14 protein-coding genes are annotated in these 15,146 nt (G+C 59.1%); all 14 read left to right on the top strand.

Annotated elements, in window-relative coordinates:
• Positions 1-317: 50S ribosomal protein L13 (gene rplM / locus K8W16_RS00850; protein WP_304120336.1), on the top strand; the 317-nt coding region annotated here is incomplete at its 5' end.
• Between the two features lie 10 nt (positions 318-327).
• Positions 328-720, top strand: a complete 393-nt coding sequence (gene rpsI / locus K8W16_RS00845; RefSeq protein WP_304120335.1) for a 30S ribosomal protein S9 — start codon at positions 328-330, stop codon at positions 718-720.
• A gap of 206 nt (positions 721-926) precedes the next feature.
• Positions 927-1,802, top strand: coding sequence for a DMT family transporter (locus K8W16_RS00840; RefSeq protein ID WP_304120333.1), 876 nt, complete (start codon positions 927-929; stop codon positions 1,800-1,802).
• Between the two features lie 185 nt (positions 1,803-1,987).
• Positions 1,988-2,545, top strand: a complete 558-nt coding sequence (thrB, locus tag K8W16_RS00835) for a homoserine kinase (RefSeq protein ID WP_304120331.1) — start codon at positions 1,988-1,990, stop codon at positions 2,543-2,545.
• A 161-nt stretch (positions 2,546-2,706) separates the two neighbouring features.
• Positions 2,707-3,264, top strand: a complete 558-nt coding sequence (locus tag K8W16_RS00830) for an OmpH family outer membrane protein (protein WP_304120330.1) — start codon at positions 2,707-2,709, stop codon at positions 3,262-3,264.
• Between the two features lie 14 nt (positions 3,265-3,278).
• The gene (lpxD, locus tag K8W16_RS00825; RefSeq protein WP_304120328.1) at positions 3,279-4,385 is read left to right on the top strand and encodes a UDP-3-O-(3-hydroxymyristoyl)glucosamine N-acyltransferase; all 1,107 of its coding nucleotides are present in this window, start codon (positions 3,279-3,281) and stop codon (positions 4,383-4,385) included.
• Between the two features lie 110 nt (positions 4,386-4,495).
• Positions 4,496-4,960, top strand: coding sequence for a 3-hydroxyacyl-ACP dehydratase FabZ (gene fabZ, locus K8W16_RS00820; protein WP_304120326.1), 465 nt, complete (start codon positions 4,496-4,498; stop codon positions 4,958-4,960).
• A 1-nt stretch (position 4,961) separates the two neighbouring features.
• Positions 4,962-5,777 carry an acyl-ACP--UDP-N-acetylglucosamine O-acyltransferase gene (gene lpxA, locus K8W16_RS00815; RefSeq protein ID WP_304120324.1) on the top strand — a complete coding sequence of 272 codons (816 nt, stop codon included), beginning with the start codon at positions 4,962-4,964 and terminating at the stop codon, positions 5,775-5,777.
• A 155-nt stretch (positions 5,778-5,932) separates the two neighbouring features.
• Positions 5,933-7,111: an iron-containing alcohol dehydrogenase gene (locus K8W16_RS00810; RefSeq protein WP_304120322.1), complete on the top strand. Its 1,179-nt coding sequence runs from the start codon at positions 5,933-5,935 to the stop codon at positions 7,109-7,111.
• A 268-nt stretch (positions 7,112-7,379) separates the two neighbouring features.
• Positions 7,380-8,096 (top strand): Crp/Fnr family transcriptional regulator, encoded by a 717-nt coding sequence (locus tag K8W16_RS00805; protein ID WP_304120320.1) that lies wholly within the window; start codon positions 7,380-7,382, stop codon positions 8,094-8,096.
• A 202-nt stretch (positions 8,097-8,298) separates the two neighbouring features.
• The gene (locus K8W16_RS00800) at positions 8,299-9,960 is read left to right on the top strand and encodes an FAD-binding protein (protein ID WP_304120319.1); all 1,662 of its coding nucleotides are present in this window, start codon (positions 8,299-8,301) and stop codon (positions 9,958-9,960) included.
• 44 nt (positions 9,961-10,004) lie between these two features.
• Entirely contained in the window at positions 10,005-11,705 is a 1,701-nt protein-coding gene (locus K8W16_RS00795; RefSeq protein ID WP_304120317.1) for an FAD-dependent oxidoreductase, read from the top strand.
• 50 nt (positions 11,706-11,755) lie between these two features.
• Positions 11,756-12,850, top strand: a complete 1,095-nt coding sequence (locus K8W16_RS00790; protein WP_304120316.1) for a TRAP transporter substrate-binding protein — start codon at positions 11,756-11,758, stop codon at positions 12,848-12,850.
• A 123-nt stretch (positions 12,851-12,973) separates the two neighbouring features.
• On the top strand, positions 12,974-14,905 hold the full coding sequence (locus K8W16_RS00785) for a TRAP transporter large permease subunit (protein ID WP_304120314.1): 1,932 nt from the start codon (positions 12,974-12,976) through the stop codon (positions 14,903-14,905).
• Positions 14,906-15,146: the final 241 nt, after the last annotated feature.

Here is a 15,146-nt window from a genome sequence, read left to right as displayed (position 1 = left end):
ATAAGCCTGAATTCGCTCCCCACATGGACAACGGCGACTTCATCGTTGTGGTCAACTGCGAAAAGATTCGCGTGACCGGCACCAAGATGCACGACAAGCACTACTACAGCCACTCCGGCTGGGTTGGCGGCCTCAAGGAAGTCAGCCTGGAAAAGCTTCTGGCCACCAAGCCTGAAGAAGTGCTCCGCAAGGCCGTCCGCGGCATGCTGCCCAAGAACCGTCTTGGCCGCGCCATGCTGAAGAAACTGAAGATTTATGTGGGCGCCGAATATCCCCACGCCGCTCAGGCCCCCAAGCCGCTGACCTTTGAGAAGTAGGAGCCACGCCATGTCTACCTCTTTTGATTATGGTACCGGCCGCCGCAAGACTGCCATTGCCCGTACCCGCCTCTATCCCGGTTCCGGTCAGATTGAAATCAACGGCCGCCCCATGGATCAGTACTTCCCCCGCAAGACCCTGCAGATGATCGTCCGTCAGCCTCTTGCCCTCACCAAGCTCACCGAACAGTATGATATCAAGGTCAATGTGTGCGGTGGCGGCATTTCCGGTCAGGCCGAAGCCGTCCGCCTCGGCATCTCCCGTGCCCTGCTTCAGGCCGATCCCGCTCTGCGCGGCGCTCTGAAGCATGCCGGCTTCCTGACCCGTGATGCCCGTAAGAAGGAACGTAAGAAGTACGGCCTGGCTGCTGCCCGCGCCCGTTACCAGTACTCCAAGCGTTAATCTTCCGATTCTCGCAGACAAAGAGGCCCGCCTGTCCGGCGGGTCTCTTTTTTTATCCCCGGGGTGCATGCTGCCCGGGATTCCAGGATACGGTTCTCCGGCGAAAGTGTGCTTACGGGGAGGAACAGGAAAAAATGTTGCATGTGCGCCAGAAATGTTCCGTGAAGAGCGTAGGCTGAACACAGATCATTTTCTGGAGGTTCGCCATGGTGTTTTCGCCGCGCATGGTCATGCTGCTGTTGACGTTCTGCTATGCTTTGTGGGGCGGCGGCATGATAGCCATGAAGTATGCGTTTGAATCGTTTGCCGTGCTGCATGTAGTGTTTGCCCGCGTAGCCTTCGCCGCGCTGTTCTATCTGGCGCTTTTCCCGAAATGGCGGCGCCTGCCCTATGAAAAGGGGGACTGGAAGTACCTGCTGCTTCTTGTCTTGTTCGAGCCGTGCCTTTTCTTTCTGTGCGAAACTTTCTCCATGAAGTTCACCACAGCTTCCCAGGGGGGCGTCATCGCCGCGTGTTTTCCTCTCTGCACGGCCGTTGCCGCATGGATATTCCTGAAGGAAAGGCTTACCAGGCGTACTATAGCCGCCATCATTCTCGCGGTGCTCGGCGTGGCCGGTTCGTCGTATTTCGCGGAAGGGGATGCCAGGGCCTCGCATCCGCTTCTGGGGAATCTGCTTATGTTCGGCGCCGTGCTTTCCTCCACCGGCTATGCCGTGTGCGTGCGCTTCATTTCCCGCCGCTATTCCTTCCTGAGTATTTCCGCCATTCAGGCCATAGGGGGAAGCGTGGCTTTTCTTCCCGCGTTGTTTTCCGCTCCCGTGCCGCAGTCCGTCACCCTGCCGGCAATGGCGGGCCTGCTTTACATGGGCGTAGGTGTGGGCATCCTGGCCTATCTTCTGCTCAACCTTTCTCTCAGGTATCTGGAAGCGGGCGTCGTGTCGCTGTTCGGCAATCTCATCCCCGTATTTACTCTGATCTTCGCCTATGTTTTTTTGGGAGAAAGGCTCAATATGCCCCAGGTGGCATGCGTGGGACTCGCGCTTTTCGGCGTCGTCATTTCATCCACGGAAAAAAGGGCCTGACGCGCTATTCGGCAGGCCTTTCTTCTGTGCGGCGCGGGAAGAATTTCCCGCGCTTTTTTGTGCGCAGGGCACTTTTTTTGCTTCGGAAAAGCCGTTTGCAATCCTTTCCCGTGCGGCGTATGGTTAAGCTCATGAAAACAGCGCTTCCTGCGCTGGAGATACGGGCTTTGCCCGGAAGGAAATGTATGAGCGCACCTTTGTCCGAGCAGAAGAGTACGTTTTCTCTGCCTCGTGTGCCCGAATCGGGCTGTATTACGTTCATAGGCATGGCCGGAGCAGGCAAGACCACGGTGGGCCGCATGGTGGCCCGCGCTCTGGGCTGGGCCTTTGTGGACAGCGACCACATCATTGAGGCCGCTTTCGCCGCGCCGCTTCAGCGCGTAGCCGACGCCATGCCCAAGGAAGCCTTTATCGACATGGAAGCCGAGATCGTGGGTTCCCTGCGTCTTTGCCGCGCCGTCATCGCTACGGGCGGCAGCGTGATCTACCGGCAAAGCACCATGGAGCACCTGGCGAAGCTCGGGCCCATCGTCTACCTTGAGGTGCCCATGAAAGTCATTCTTGAGCGTATCGCCCGCAACCCTGACAGGGGGCTGGCCATAGCTCCGGGCCAGACGCTGGAAGAGCTCTTTCTTGAAAGGGAGGAGCTGTACCGCCGCTATGCCACGATAAGCGTGTCCTCCTGCGGCATCTCTCCCTCGGAGAGCGCGCGCCTTACGCTGGAGCGCCTCGCTCTTTTGTGAGCCTGTGCCGGGCGGTCCCTGTGCCGGAGGGATTTTCCGTGCGGATCCGGGGCTTAAATCATTCTTGACGCCCTCATGCCCTCAAGGGTAATCTTTGCCGATGCCCGCGCCTTTTCCGGCGTGTCCATTATGCTACTTTTTCCTTATTAAGGAGTTTCATCATGCTTCGTCGCACTGTCATTGCGCTGACTGTGGCCCTTTTCTGCACCGCCGTCATCCTGCCCTCCCAGGCTCAGGCCGCGGGCAAGATCGGCGTTGCCAACCCCCTGCGCCTCTCCGCCCAGAGTGATCCCGGCAAGGAAGCGGAAAAACAGCTGACTGCTATGTTCGGCAAGGAGCGCCAGCAGCTGGAAAAACAGAATGCCGACCTGACCAAACAGGCTGAAGATCTGCGCAAGCAGGCCGCCGCTCTTTCCGAAAAGGCCCGTAATGAGCGCGCCCAGAAGATCCAGAAGCAGGCTCAGGAGCTGGAAACCAAGGGTACCGCCTACACCCAGCGTCTTTCCCGCGTACAGCAGGCTATCAATTCCCAGATGAACGACGTGATGCGTACCGCCTGCGAAAACTATGCAAAGAAAAACGGTTACGACATGATTATCGATGCTTCCGTCGTCATGTTCTATGTCCAGGCCAATGACGTGACGAGCGGCCTGATTGAGGAAGTCAACAAGGTCTGGAAGTCCAAAGGCGGCAAGTTCAATCTCAGCTCCGCGAAATAACAAAGGAGCAAGGAATGCCCAATCCTTCGTTCAAGCTTTCCGAGATTGCGGAAAAGCTCGGGGTTCGGCTGGCGCTGAAGACTCCCGAGGATGATATCGTCATCACCGGGATCAATACGCTGGAGGAAGCCGGTCCGACGGAACTGAGTTTCCTGGCCAATCCCAAGTATGTTTCACAACTGTCCACCACCAGAGCGGGGGCCGTCATTGTGCGGCCCGAACATGAGAATGATGTCGAGCGCGCGCTTGTGACGGATAACCCCTATCCCATGTTCGCGCAGGCCCTGACGCTGTTCGTGAAGCCCCAGGGCAGCTTTACAGGGATAAGCCATATGGCTTGCATCCATCCTGAGGCTGTGCTTGGCGAGGATTGCACTGTTTATCCGTTTTGCTACATCGGTCCCCGCACCGTACTGGGTAAGGGCTGTGTCGTATTTCCCGGCTGCTACATCGGAGAGGATTGCGAGCTGGGAGAGGGATGCATCCTGTACCCCCGGGCCGTGCTTATGGCCGGAACGAAACTCGGCAAGGCCTGTGTGCTTCAGCCGGGGGCAGTGCTCGGAGGCGAGGGCTTCGGCTTTGTGCGGACTTCGGAAGGCATCAGGAAGGTGCCGCAGATCGGCCATGTGGAACTGGGCGACCATGTGGAAATAGGTGCCAATGCCACCATCGACCGCGCGGCTCTGAGCGCTACGCTCGTGGGCGACGGCACCTGCATCGACAACCTTGTCATGGTGGGGCACAATGTGCATATCGGCAAGGACTGCCTCATCGTTTCTCAGGTGGGCATTTCCGGATCCACTCATGTGGGCGACAATGTGACTATGGCCGGGCAGGCCGGTATTTCCGGGCACCTGCATATCGGCAACAATTCCACTATCGGACCGCAGGCCGGCGTTGCCAAGGATATTTCCGAAGGCCAGGTGGTCGGCGGCTCTCCTACCATGGACTATAATACCTATCTGCGTAACGCCACGCTCATGCCCAAGCTGCCCGAGCTTTTCAAGCGTGTGGCCAGGCTTGAGAAGGAAATGGGGCACAAGCCCATGGCCAGCGACAAGACGGATCGTTCCCTTGTGGCTATGTGGAACCGCTGGATGTCCATGATGCATCATCGTTGATACGGCTCCGGCGGCCTCGCGCCGCCGGCTGCCGCCGTTCCCGCCGTTCGTATCTCACGGCGGGAGAACGCGGCAGAGCCTCACTATAAACCGTTAAAAGGCAATACACCATGAGCGAGTCCATTTCCCTCGGCATCAAGGAAATTCTGAGCATTCTGCCCCACCGCTATCCTTTTCTTCTGGTGGATCGCGTGGACGAGCTGGTGCCCAGCGACCATATCCGTGCCTATAAGAATCTTACCTTCAATGAACCCTTCTTCCAGGGGCATTTTCCGGATGTTCCCGTCATGCCCGGTGTCCTGATCATCGAGGCCATGGCCCAGACCGGAGTCATACTCGTGGCGCACAGTTTCCCTGAGTTCAAGGAGCACCCCAACCAGATCTACCTGTTCACCGGCATCGAAAAGGCGCGTTTCCGCTCGCCCGTCCGCCCCGGGGACAAGCTGGTTATGGAATGCACCAATCTGACGCATAAAATGCAGCTCTGGAAGATGGACACCAAGGCCTATGTGGACGGCAATATCGTTGCCGAAGCGCGGCTTACCGCATCCGTTCTTCCCAGGGAGTCTTTCTGATATGGCAGCACCTCAGATCCATCCGAGTGCGTTTGTGGCACCTACGGCGCAGCTTGGCGACGATGTCGTCGTCGGCCCCTGTGCCGTCATTGAAGATGATGTGGTTATCGGCGCGCGTACGCGCATCGATGCCTTTGCCTCCGTCAAGCGGTACACTACCATGGGGGAAGACAACCATATCTATTCCTATGCCGCCGTGGGAGGAGAGCCTCAGGATCTGAAATTTCACGGCGAGGTAAGCAGCCTCGTCATCGGCAACAGGAACAATATCCGGGAATTCACCACGCTGCACCGCGGTACGGAATCCGGCGGCGGCATCACACGAATAGGCGACAACAACCTGCTCATGGCCTATGTGCATGTGGCGCATGACTGTACGGTAATGAACAACATCGTCATGTCCAACAACGCCACATTGGCCGGGCATTGCTTTGTGGACGACAACGCCATTATCGGCGGCCTGTCCGCCGTGCATCAGTTCGTGCGTGTGGGCAAACATTCCTTCGTGGGCGGAATGTCCGGCCTGGCACAGGATCTGCCGCCGTGGATGCTCGCCGTGGGCAACAGGGCCACGGTGCAGTCGCCCAATATTGTGGGCCTGCGTCGCGCCAAGGCTTCCATGGAGCTGCTTTCCGGCTTCAAGCAGGCCTACCGCATGACGTGGTATTCCGGTATTCCCCGCCCCGACGCGCTCATGCAGCTGGAGGCGGAGTATGGCCATCTGCCTGAGATAGTGGAATTCATCAATTTCGTGCGGGAGAGCAAGCGGGGCATACTGCCCGGCGATGAACGCAAGAAAATTATGGATCTTGCCTGAGCGGCCGCCTTTTGGGCCGCAGGGAAAACATCTTATCGTGACAAGAGAAAAGGGTCGTTTGCTGGCAGACGGCCCTTTTTTTATCGGAGCTGCTCTTGAAGCCGTTTTCCGGCAGGCGGGCGATTTGTAGGGCAGGTTCGGCAGAGGAGGGTTTTATGAAGAATTTTGCGTACTATACTCCTACCCAGGTTGTGTTCGGCAAAGCCGTGGAAGAGGAAACCGGCCGCCTGATACGGGAAGCCGGCGGCAGCCGGGTGCTTCTGCATTACGGCGGCGGCAGCGTGGAGCGCTCCGGCCTGCTTTCCCGGATCAGGGCTTCTCTGGAAAAGGAAGGCCTTTTCCGGGTGGAACTGGGAGGCGTGGTGCCCAATCCCCGCCTTTCCCTGGTGCATGAGGGCATTGCCCTGGGCAGGAAGGAAGGCGTGGACTTCGTGCTTGCCGTGGGCGGCGGCAGCGTCATTGATTCCGCCAAGGCCATAGGCTACGGCCTGGCCAATGAAGGCGAGGTGTGGGACTTCTATGAAAGGAAGCGCAAGGCAAAGGGCTGCGCGCCCATAGGCGTGGTGCTGACCATCGCGGCTGCGGGCAGCGAAATGAGCTCATCCTGCGTGATCACCAACGAGGACGGCTGGATTAAACGCGGCTACTCCAGCGAATACTCCCGCCCGCGCTTTGCCGTGATGAATCCCGAGCTGACCATGACTCTGAGCGCCTATCAGACGGCCTCCGGCTGCGTGGATATACTCATGCACACCATGGAGCGTTATTTCTATCGCGACGGCGGCATGGAGCTGACCGACGGCATCGCGGAGTCGCTGCTGCGCACGGTGATGAAGAACGCCCTCATCCTCAGGGACGATCCTTCCTGCTATGATGCCCGGGCCGAGATCATGTGGGCGGGGAGCCTTTCACACAACGGCCTTACCGGCTGCGGTACCGACGGAGGGGACTGGGCCTCGCATAAGATAGAGCATGAGCTGAGCGGTCTTTTCGACGTAGCCCACGGCGCTGGCCTTGCCGCCGTTTGGGGAAGCTGGGCACGCTATGTGTACCGGGAGGATGCTGCGCGCTTCGCGCGCTTTGCCCAGAACGTCATGGGCGTTTCCGGTGCGGGCACGCATGAGGAAATGGCGGAAAAAGGGATTAAGGCCATGGAGAATTTCTTCCGCGCCCTGAACATGCCCACGTCACTTGCGGAACTCGGCGTCAGCCCCACGGAGGAAGAGATCCGTACCATGGCGGAGAAGTGCGTCCGCGGCGTGGGCGGCCCCGTGGGAGTGGTGCGCCCGCTTGAAGTGGAAGACATTGAGAATATCTACAGAATGGCGAAGTAACCGCGCATAGCCATGCGCCGTTTCGGGTAGTCGTGGGGGGGCGCCAGAGAGACGGTGCGTTCCGAGCGGAAAGGGCGGGTTGCGGGTGATTTGAAGGGAATGGTGTCCCGGACGGGGAGGAGCGGAAACGGATCGACAGGCGTTTTCAAGGACCAGAGCACGGAGAGAACGGCCTGCCGCATGCTCTTCAGCAGAAGGGCATAGCCGCAATATGCCGGGCAGGCGTTCCGGTTCATGAGCAGGGAAGCCTGCAGATCAAGGGGGAGGAATGGCAAGGTCGCAGAGTTCGAGTGCTCCTCATGCCGTGCTGATGAAGGGCTCGGCGGTGGGCAGGCTCAATGCGCCGTGGAAGCGTGTGCTTCATCTTGCGGAGCGGAAAACCATACGCAAGGGGCAGAGCGTGGATATCGGCATGGGCCTTGCGGGCCGTGACGGCAGGCCCTGCTTTTACTATGTCGTTTCCGGCAAGATACGGCTTTCCTATGTGGGCAGGAACGGAGAGGAACGCGTGATTTTGTACGCCGGGCCGGGGACTCTGATGAACGTGCCTTCCGTCCTGGTCGGCGACGTGGAAAACACGCTGGTCACCTGCACGGAAGATGCCGAAGTCGCCCTGTTCGATTCGGCCCTGCTGTCGGATGAGTCCTTCGTCGCGCAGTACCCTGAGCTGATGATCAATCTGGTGCGGTCGCTGTGCGTGCACATGGTCATACATTCCCAGCGCCTGGCGGAGTCCGCTCTTTCCGACTCCATGTCGCAGGTGTGCAGGATCATTCTTGAACTCTCCGAAAGGCATGGGGGAAAAGCGAAGTTTGCCCCGGAAATGACGCAGCAGGAGCTGGCGCTGCTTCTGGGCATGCACCGCACGACGCTGACCCGCATCCTGTGCCGGTTGAGGGAGGGGAAGGTGCTGGGAAGGTTTACCCGGCATGAGCTGGAGATTCTGGACAGGGCGCGTCTTGCCGAGCTGGCAAAAGCGTTTTGAGAAGCATGCTTTTTCTGTGGGGCCGCCCCCGGAGCAAACCTGTAGTGCAGGGCTCCGGGGGCGTTTTTTCTGCCTGAAAATGTGGGGAGAAAGATCATGAAAAGTGAAAAAAAGTGCAAAAATGACGCAAACGCACTACTGCAGTTTTTTCTGAAACTTCATAACCGGGATGAAAGCAGGAAAGCTGGAAAGGAGGTCTTTCATGCACGATACTGGAGAGATTGCGGTCATGAACCATGAGACCGACGTGCTTGTCCTCGGTGCGGGCGCATCCGGCTGCGGCGCGGCGCTCGCGGCGTGCGGCAAGGGCGTTCGTGTGCTTCTGGCGGACAAGGGCAAGCTGGAAAGCTGCGGTTCGCTGGGAGGCGGCAACGATCATTTCATGGCGGTGCTGAACAGCGGAGCTCCCGGCGATGACGCGGCTACGGCCATAGATTTTTACTGCACGCCCATGACGGGCTACACGCCGGCACAGGTGAAGCAGTGGCTCGAGGTCATGCCCCGCATGATAGAAATGCTCAAATCTCTGGGCATCGAGTTTTTGCATAACCCCGACGGCAGTTTTTACCGCACGACCGGTTTCGGTCAGCCGGGCAGCTGGTGGACGCATATCAACAACGGCAAGTACATCAAACGCAGGCTCGGCGGGCTCATTCGTTCCAAGGGTGTGGAAACTCTGGAATATTTTCAGTGCACGAAGCTTTTTGTCGAAGACGGCCGCGTAGTCGGCGCGGCGGGCTTCCATGTGCTCGACGGTTCTTTCCATGTGATTCGTGCCCGTTCCGTGGTGCTGGCGCTCGGGCGTCTTACCGGACGCGTGACGGTCAACTCATCCCTCAATCCCTTCAACATCGCCTTTTCCCCCTTTGTTACCGGCAGTCAGATAGCCCTGGGCTACGAAGCCGGGGCGGAGATCATCACGCTGGACACCGAGCAGGAGGCCACGCTGATTCCCAAGGGATGGGGCTGCCCCGGCATGAACGGCATCACCTCCAGCGGCGCGAAAGCCGTCAACGCCCTCGGCGAGAGGTACATGGGCAAGTACCATCCCATGATGGAAGTCGGCCCCCGCTGCCTTCTGGTGCGCGGGACGGCGCAGGAGCAGTCCGAGGGCAACGGGCCGCCTTTCGTGCTTGATCTCACGCATATCGACAAGGATATCCTGCACCATCTGCAATACGACAGCATGCCCGGCGACAAGGAAACCTGGAACGACTACTGCGCGCAGGCCGGCATAGACTTCAGCCGCAAGCCCATGGAAGTGGAGCTTTCCGAAATCTATATCAACGGCATCATGTACCTTGCGGACAATTTTGAGTCGCGCACTGTGAAGGGGCTGTTCGGCGGGAGCATGTTCCACGATTTTTCCGGTTCCCTGTGCAGCGGCTACATTGCCGGGGCGCATGCCGTGGAAGCCTGCTCCCGCTATGCCCTCGCCGACATGGACGAGGCGCAACTTCTTCAGGAAAAGGAAAGGGTTTTCCTCCCCCTGCATACGGAAGACGGCATACGGCAGGAAAAGTTCGAGGCCGCCATACGACAGGTCATGAACTACTACATGGGCTATGTGCGCAGCGGCCGGGGCATGAGCATAGCTCTGGACAAGCTGACCTACATTGAAAGCCGTATGAACGAAGTCATGGCCGCCGATCTGCATGAGCTCATGCGGGCCCATGAATCCTTCCACCTTCTGCGTACCTGCCTTCTGACCACCATGGCCACTCTTGAGCGCAGGGAGACCAGATTCGTCTACAAGCGCACCGACTATCCCGAAGAGGATCATTCCTACGACGACAAGCTGCTTGTCGTCTTCCAGATGGACGGCGTACCCCGCTGTGAATGGCGCATGCCCGTCGTCCGGTAGAAACGGCGCGTCTTTTTTCGATATCATTTTTCAAGGAGCTGGAGATGCCTCCTGTTTTCAGTAAAGAAACCAATGTGGTCTATGTCCGCAACGACGGGCGTTCCGGCCAGGGGCGGACATCCCCCTGTGAGAACAAGTGCCCTCTCGGCAATCCCATTCAGAAGATGGAACGGGCCATTGCCGAGGGCGATCCCGCCCGCGCGCTGTATCTTCTTCGTGCGGTCAATCCTTTTCCCGGAGTGACCGGCAGAGTGTGCCCCCATCCCTGTGAGGCCGCGTGCAATCGCGGCCGGTACGACGAGGCCCTGTCCCTGCGCGCCTTGGAAAGGTACGCGGCGGATGCCGGGGCCGCCGACGTGCGCAGATTGAAGGTTCTGCCTGCCAGCGGCAAAAAGATTGCCGTCATAGGTTCCGGCCCCGCCGGACTGGCCTGCGCCTATTTTTCCGCGCTGCTCGGCCATGAGGTCACGGTGTTCGAGGCCTCGCCCGTTGCGGGCGGCGTGCCGCGCCAGTCCATTCCCGATTTTCGTCTGCCCAAGGACGTGGTGGATCACGAAGTGGGCATGATTCTTGATCTCGGCGTGCGTATTCTCACTAATACGGAAGTGGGGCGCGACATCAGTCTCGACGAGATCATGTCCCGCTACGACGCCTGTCTGCTTGCGGTGGGCAACCGTAAAGGCCGCATGCTGAGCATTCCGGGCATTGAGCATGTGCTTCCTGCCGTGTCGTTTCTGAAGGACGCCAACCTGAGCCGCGAAAGCCTCAAAGGCCGGAAGGTGGTCATTCTCGGCGGCGGCGGCGTGGCTTTCGACAGCGCCTTTACCGCACGCAGGCTCGGCGCAGCCAAGACCAGCCTGATCTGCCTGGAAGACCGTGAGCATATGCGCGTGCCCCGCGCTGAAATCGAGCAGGCCGACGATGAGTCCGTCACGCTTCACACCGGCTATCTGGCAGCCTCCATCGAGGTGGAGAACGGGCGAGTGCGTGCCGTGACGGCGGACGCCGTTTCCTCCTTCTCCTTTGACGAGTCTGGAAGCCTGCACGCTGAATTCATCCCGGGCGGCAGGCTGCGCGTGGAAGCGGACGTGGTCATCTGCGCAAGCGGGCTTATGGCCGACCTTTCCCTGCTGGAAGGCAGCAAGGCGGAAAAGATGGAAAAGACGCCCCGCGGCTGCGTGAAGACTTCGTGCAGTGCTTCGTCGATTCCCGGGCTGTTTGCGGCCGGCGAATGCGCCAGCGATCCTTCTCTGGTGTCCACGGCCGTGGCCGAGGGGCGCACGGCGGCCTTCGACATTCACGCCTTTCTCACTGGCGTGGAGGCGGGACGCGCCGTTGATGCGTGGCTTGATGAAGAAGGCAGCATCGTGCTGAAATACTTGGAACATAAAGCTGTTCAGCATGAAGTGTCCTTTGATGAAATAGTCAATATCACCTATCATGCGAAGAGCCCCCGCAGGGCCACGGAACTTCATACGGCACGGGAAACCTGGCTGGCTTTCGAGGAACTCGACAAGGGCTTTGCTGCGGAAGATGCCGTGGAGGAAGCCAAGCGCTGCCTGCACTGCGGCCATTGCCAGGAATGCGGCGAATGTGTGGCAAGCTGCCCGGGGCTGATACTCAGGGCCGGGGACGGATCGCCGCAGGTGGCCTATCCCGACGAATGCTGGCATTGCGGCTGCTGCCGTCTGGCCTGCCCCGGGGCCTGCATTTCCTTCAAATTCCCCCTGCATACCTTTTTATGATGATCCCGTCCTGCCCATGGTGGGCGGGACGGACGCGCGAGGAGAAAGATATGAGAAAGCTGTCCGTTGTTTTTCTGAGCATGGCCCTCTGTCTGGCAGGCATGTCCTTTCCCGGCGGCGTGCATGCGGCCGAGGCCGAGTATGTGCTGAGCCTGAACCTTCCCATTCCCCCCATCCACAACCGCTGGAACCATGCGCTCAAGCCTTGGGTGGAGGAGCTGGAAAAGCGCAGCGACGGCCGCATCAAGGTGGAACCGTATTTCGCCGAGGCCCTGAGCAAGGAGGCCGATGCCTTTGAATCCGTCAAAACCGGCGTGGCCGACATGGCGGAATTCAGCTTCGACGTGGCCGTGGGCCAGTTCCCGTTCCATGAACGCGTGTTCACCACGGTGAGCCCCGGCGTCTCCATGGAAGATCCGACGGATTTTGTCCTTGCCGTGCAGGAAGCCTTCCCCGAAGTGAAGAAGGAATTTGAGGGGGTGAAGGTGCTCTTTACCCATGCCCAGACCGTGGGCATGCTCATAGGAAGCAAGGATCCCATCAGGACGCTGGAGGACTTCAAAGGCAAGAAGATCAATGTGCTCGGCGACTATCAGGTCGCGCAGAAAGTCGGCGCGCTCGGGGCTTCCGTAGTCAGCGTGCCCATGGCCGACGTGTTCACCAGCATTCAGCAGGGCGTCATTGACGCGGCCACGGTGGATTATGATCTGCTTGTATCACGCAGGCTCGGCGACGTGATCAAACATGTCACCGCCGTGCAGACGACCTGCTTCGTGTTCTGCGTGATGATGAATCAGGACGTGTACGATAATATGCCGGAGGATCTGCGCGCGGTGATCGACAGCGTATCCGGCGAGTACGGCCGTCAGGTGTTTACGCAGTTCTGGAACACGCTCCCGTATCAGAGCCTTGATATCTGGATGGAAAAGATGGGCGGCAGGCTCCATGTGCTCACCGATGAGGAATATGCGGAAATCGACAGACGTGTCGCGCCCGTGGCTGCGGAATGGACGGAGATTCTCGACAAGGCGGGATATCCCGGCGAGGCCATGAACAGAAAGATCCATGAACTTCAGGCCAGTTATGCCAGGCCGTGGAGGGAAAGCCGTTCCATGGAGATATTCACGCAGGGCGCCGGAAAGTAAGGATATCCCCCCGGGCTTCCGGGATAATCGGAGCGTCCGCATCGCTTCAGCGCGGCGGATGCGGACGCTGCCGGCATACGTTTGCATGATGAGAGGCATTCGGCCTCGATAAAGGAAAGAGATATGGAGAATCCCCGCACCACCGTTTCCGCCCAGGGAACAGGCCTCCCCGTCAGGCTGGACAGAATCGCGAACATGCTGAGGCTGACGGAAAAGCCGGCCTCCTTTCTCAGCGCGGCGGGTATGGGCATGTTCATGCTCATGGTACTGCTTACTTTCGCCGATGTGTTTCTGAGATACATGTTCGGCAGTTCCATACCGGGGACGACGGAGCTTACGGAACTGCTCATGGTGATCGTCGTTTTTTCCTCCATCGCGATCACGCAGTGGCAGAAAAGCCATGTCACCATGGATATCCTTACGTCGCGCCTTCGGGAGCCTTCACGCGTGCTGCTTGAGGTGGTGACGGGCTTATGGTCCGTCATCATCGTGCTGTTTTGCGCGTGGACGACGTTCCAGTACGGCATGAAGACCTCCTCCGTGACGCTTGTCCTCCGTATCCCATTGGAACCTTTTATTTATTTTGCAAGCTTCGGCTTCTGCCTGCTGGCCGTGGCCCTGCTTGCGCAGCTTTTTGAGAGCATGGCCGCATCCGTGCGCCTGAACGGCGCGGGAAAGACCCTGCTGGCCCTTCTCGCGGCCGTGGCGGGCGTTCTTTGCATGTGGTACGTTGCCACGCACAGGGTTCCCGGTCTGTCCTCCATCAAGGTCGGCGTAGCCGGTCTCACGCTGCTTTTCATTCTCTTTTTCCTCGGCGTTCCTGTGGCCTTTGCCCTTATTGCCACGGGGCTGATCTTCATCGCCCAACTCAAGGGGATTCCGGCCTCTTTCGGCACCACGGGCAAGGCTCTCTACGCCACGGCGGGCAGCTATTCCTGGGCGCCGCTCATGTTCTTCATGCTCATGGGCTATCTGTGCTTCTATGCCCGCTTCGGAGAGGATATCTACAACTGCGCCCGCAGATGGATGGGGCACATGCGAGGCGGGCTCGCCATGGGGAGCGTCGTGGCCTGCGCCCTGTTCGGGGCCGTGGTAGGCGACGTGCTTTCCGGCAGCATAGCCATGGCGGCCATAGCCCTGCCGGAAATGCGCAAGAATATGTACGACGACGCCCTTGCCGTGGGCACGCTGGCCTGCTCCGGCACCATAGGCTGCCTCATCCCTCCGAGCACGACGTTCATCATCTACGGCGTGCTGGCGCAGCAGTCCATAGGCGATCTGTTCATCGCGGGCATCATCCCCGGTATCGTGTGCATGTTCTGCTTCATGCTGGCCGTATGGTTCAAGGTGGTTAAAAACCCGTCTCTTGCGCCGCGCCTGCCCCGCGCTTCCACGGCCGAGAGAATCGTTTCCCTGAAATCCGGCCTGCCCATCATGCTTATTTTCATCCTTGTCATAGGCGGTATTTACGGCGGCGTGTTCACCGCTACCGAGGGCGGCGGCATAGGGGCCTGCGGCACGCTCCTTCTCGCTCTTTTCATGCGCCGCCTCAGCCTGAAGGCCTTCATCAGCACGCTCAAGGATTCTGCGAAGTATATTTCCATGTGCTTCACGGTGCTCTGCGGCGCCATAGTGCTCAGCTATTTCATGGCCATGACCAGAATCCCCATGGTACTCGCCAATACCATAGCGGGCATGGAGCTGCCCGGCATGGTCGTCATGTTCGCCATAGTGCTGGTGTTCCTTGTGCTCGGGTGCTTTCTGCCTTCCATGCCGCTGCTGCTCATCTGCGTGCCCATCTTCGTGCCCATCGCCAAGGTGTTCGGCTGGGATCTCGTCTGGTTCGGCGTCATCATCGTCATTCTTGACAATATGGCTTCCATCACGCCGCCTTTCGGCATCAATCTCTTTGTGATGAAGGAGGTGGCCGCCGTCTCGCTGGGTACGATGTACCGCTCGGCCATACCCTTTGTGGCAGCGCTCCTTGCCTGCCTTTTCATCATTATCGCTTTCCCGCCCCTGTCGACGCTGCTTCCCGCGCTCATGAAGGGCTAGGGAGGAGGGCATGCCGCGGCTTGCGGCGAAGGCCGTGGGAGGGCCTGTAGGGATTTCGTCCGGGGTGTCCGCCGGATATGAAAAAGCCCCCGCGACGCTGTGAAGGCGTGTGGTATGCTCCCCATCAGGTGGACAAAGTAAGAAAGCCCCAGTAGGCTGAACTTTGTAACCTGATGGGGATTTGTATGTCAGAACGGAAATTCATAACCTATTCTCAAGGATTCAAAGAGGATGCGGTACG

The organism is Mailhella massiliensis (assembly GCF_020741395.1).
Classification (GTDB): Bacteria; Desulfobacterota; Desulfovibrionia; order Desulfovibrionales; family Desulfovibrionaceae; genus Mailhella; species Mailhella massiliensis_A.
Note: the sequence above shows the minus strand (reverse complement) of the source record. Positions and strands in the feature narration are given on the sequence as shown.

Bases quoted from the DNA above. Each gene is read 5' to 3' on its own strand.
- rpsI (WP_304120335.1), top strand. From the start codon at position 328: ATGTCTACCTCTTTTGATTATGGTACCGGCCGCCGCAAGACTGCCATT.
- lpxD (WP_304120328.1), top strand. From the start codon at position 3,279: ATGCCCAATCCTTCGTTCAAGCTTTCCGAGATTGCGGAAAAGCTCGGG.
- K8W16_RS00795 (WP_304120317.1), top strand. From the start codon at position 10,005: ATGCCTCCTGTTTTCAGTAAAGAAACCAATGTGGTCTATGTCCGCAAC.
- thrB (WP_304120331.1), top strand. From the start codon at position 1,988: ATGAGCGCACCTTTGTCCGAGCAGAAGAGTACGTTTTCTCTGCCTCGT.
- fabZ (WP_304120326.1), top strand. From the start codon at position 4,496: ATGAGCGAGTCCATTTCCCTCGGCATCAAGGAAATTCTGAGCATTCTG.
- K8W16_RS00810 (WP_304120322.1), top strand. From the start codon at position 5,933: ATGAAGAATTTTGCGTACTATACTCCTACCCAGGTTGTGTTCGGCAAA.
- K8W16_RS00800 (WP_304120319.1), top strand. From the start codon at position 8,299: ATGCACGATACTGGAGAGATTGCGGTCATGAACCATGAGACCGACGTG.
- K8W16_RS00840 (WP_304120333.1), top strand. From the start codon at position 927: ATGGTGTTTTCGCCGCGCATGGTCATGCTGCTGTTGACGTTCTGCTAT.
- K8W16_RS00805 (WP_304120320.1), top strand. From the start codon at position 7,380: ATGGCAAGGTCGCAGAGTTCGAGTGCTCCTCATGCCGTGCTGATGAAG.
- K8W16_RS00790 (WP_304120316.1), top strand. From the start codon at position 11,756: ATGAGAAAGCTGTCCGTTGTTTTTCTGAGCATGGCCCTCTGTCTGGCA.
- K8W16_RS00785 (WP_304120314.1), top strand. From the start codon at position 12,974: ATGGAGAATCCCCGCACCACCGTTTCCGCCCAGGGAACAGGCCTCCCC.
- K8W16_RS00830 (WP_304120330.1), top strand. From the start codon at position 2,707: ATGCTTCGTCGCACTGTCATTGCGCTGACTGTGGCCCTTTTCTGCACC.
- lpxA (WP_304120324.1), top strand. From the start codon at position 4,962: ATGGCAGCACCTCAGATCCATCCGAGTGCGTTTGTGGCACCTACGGCG.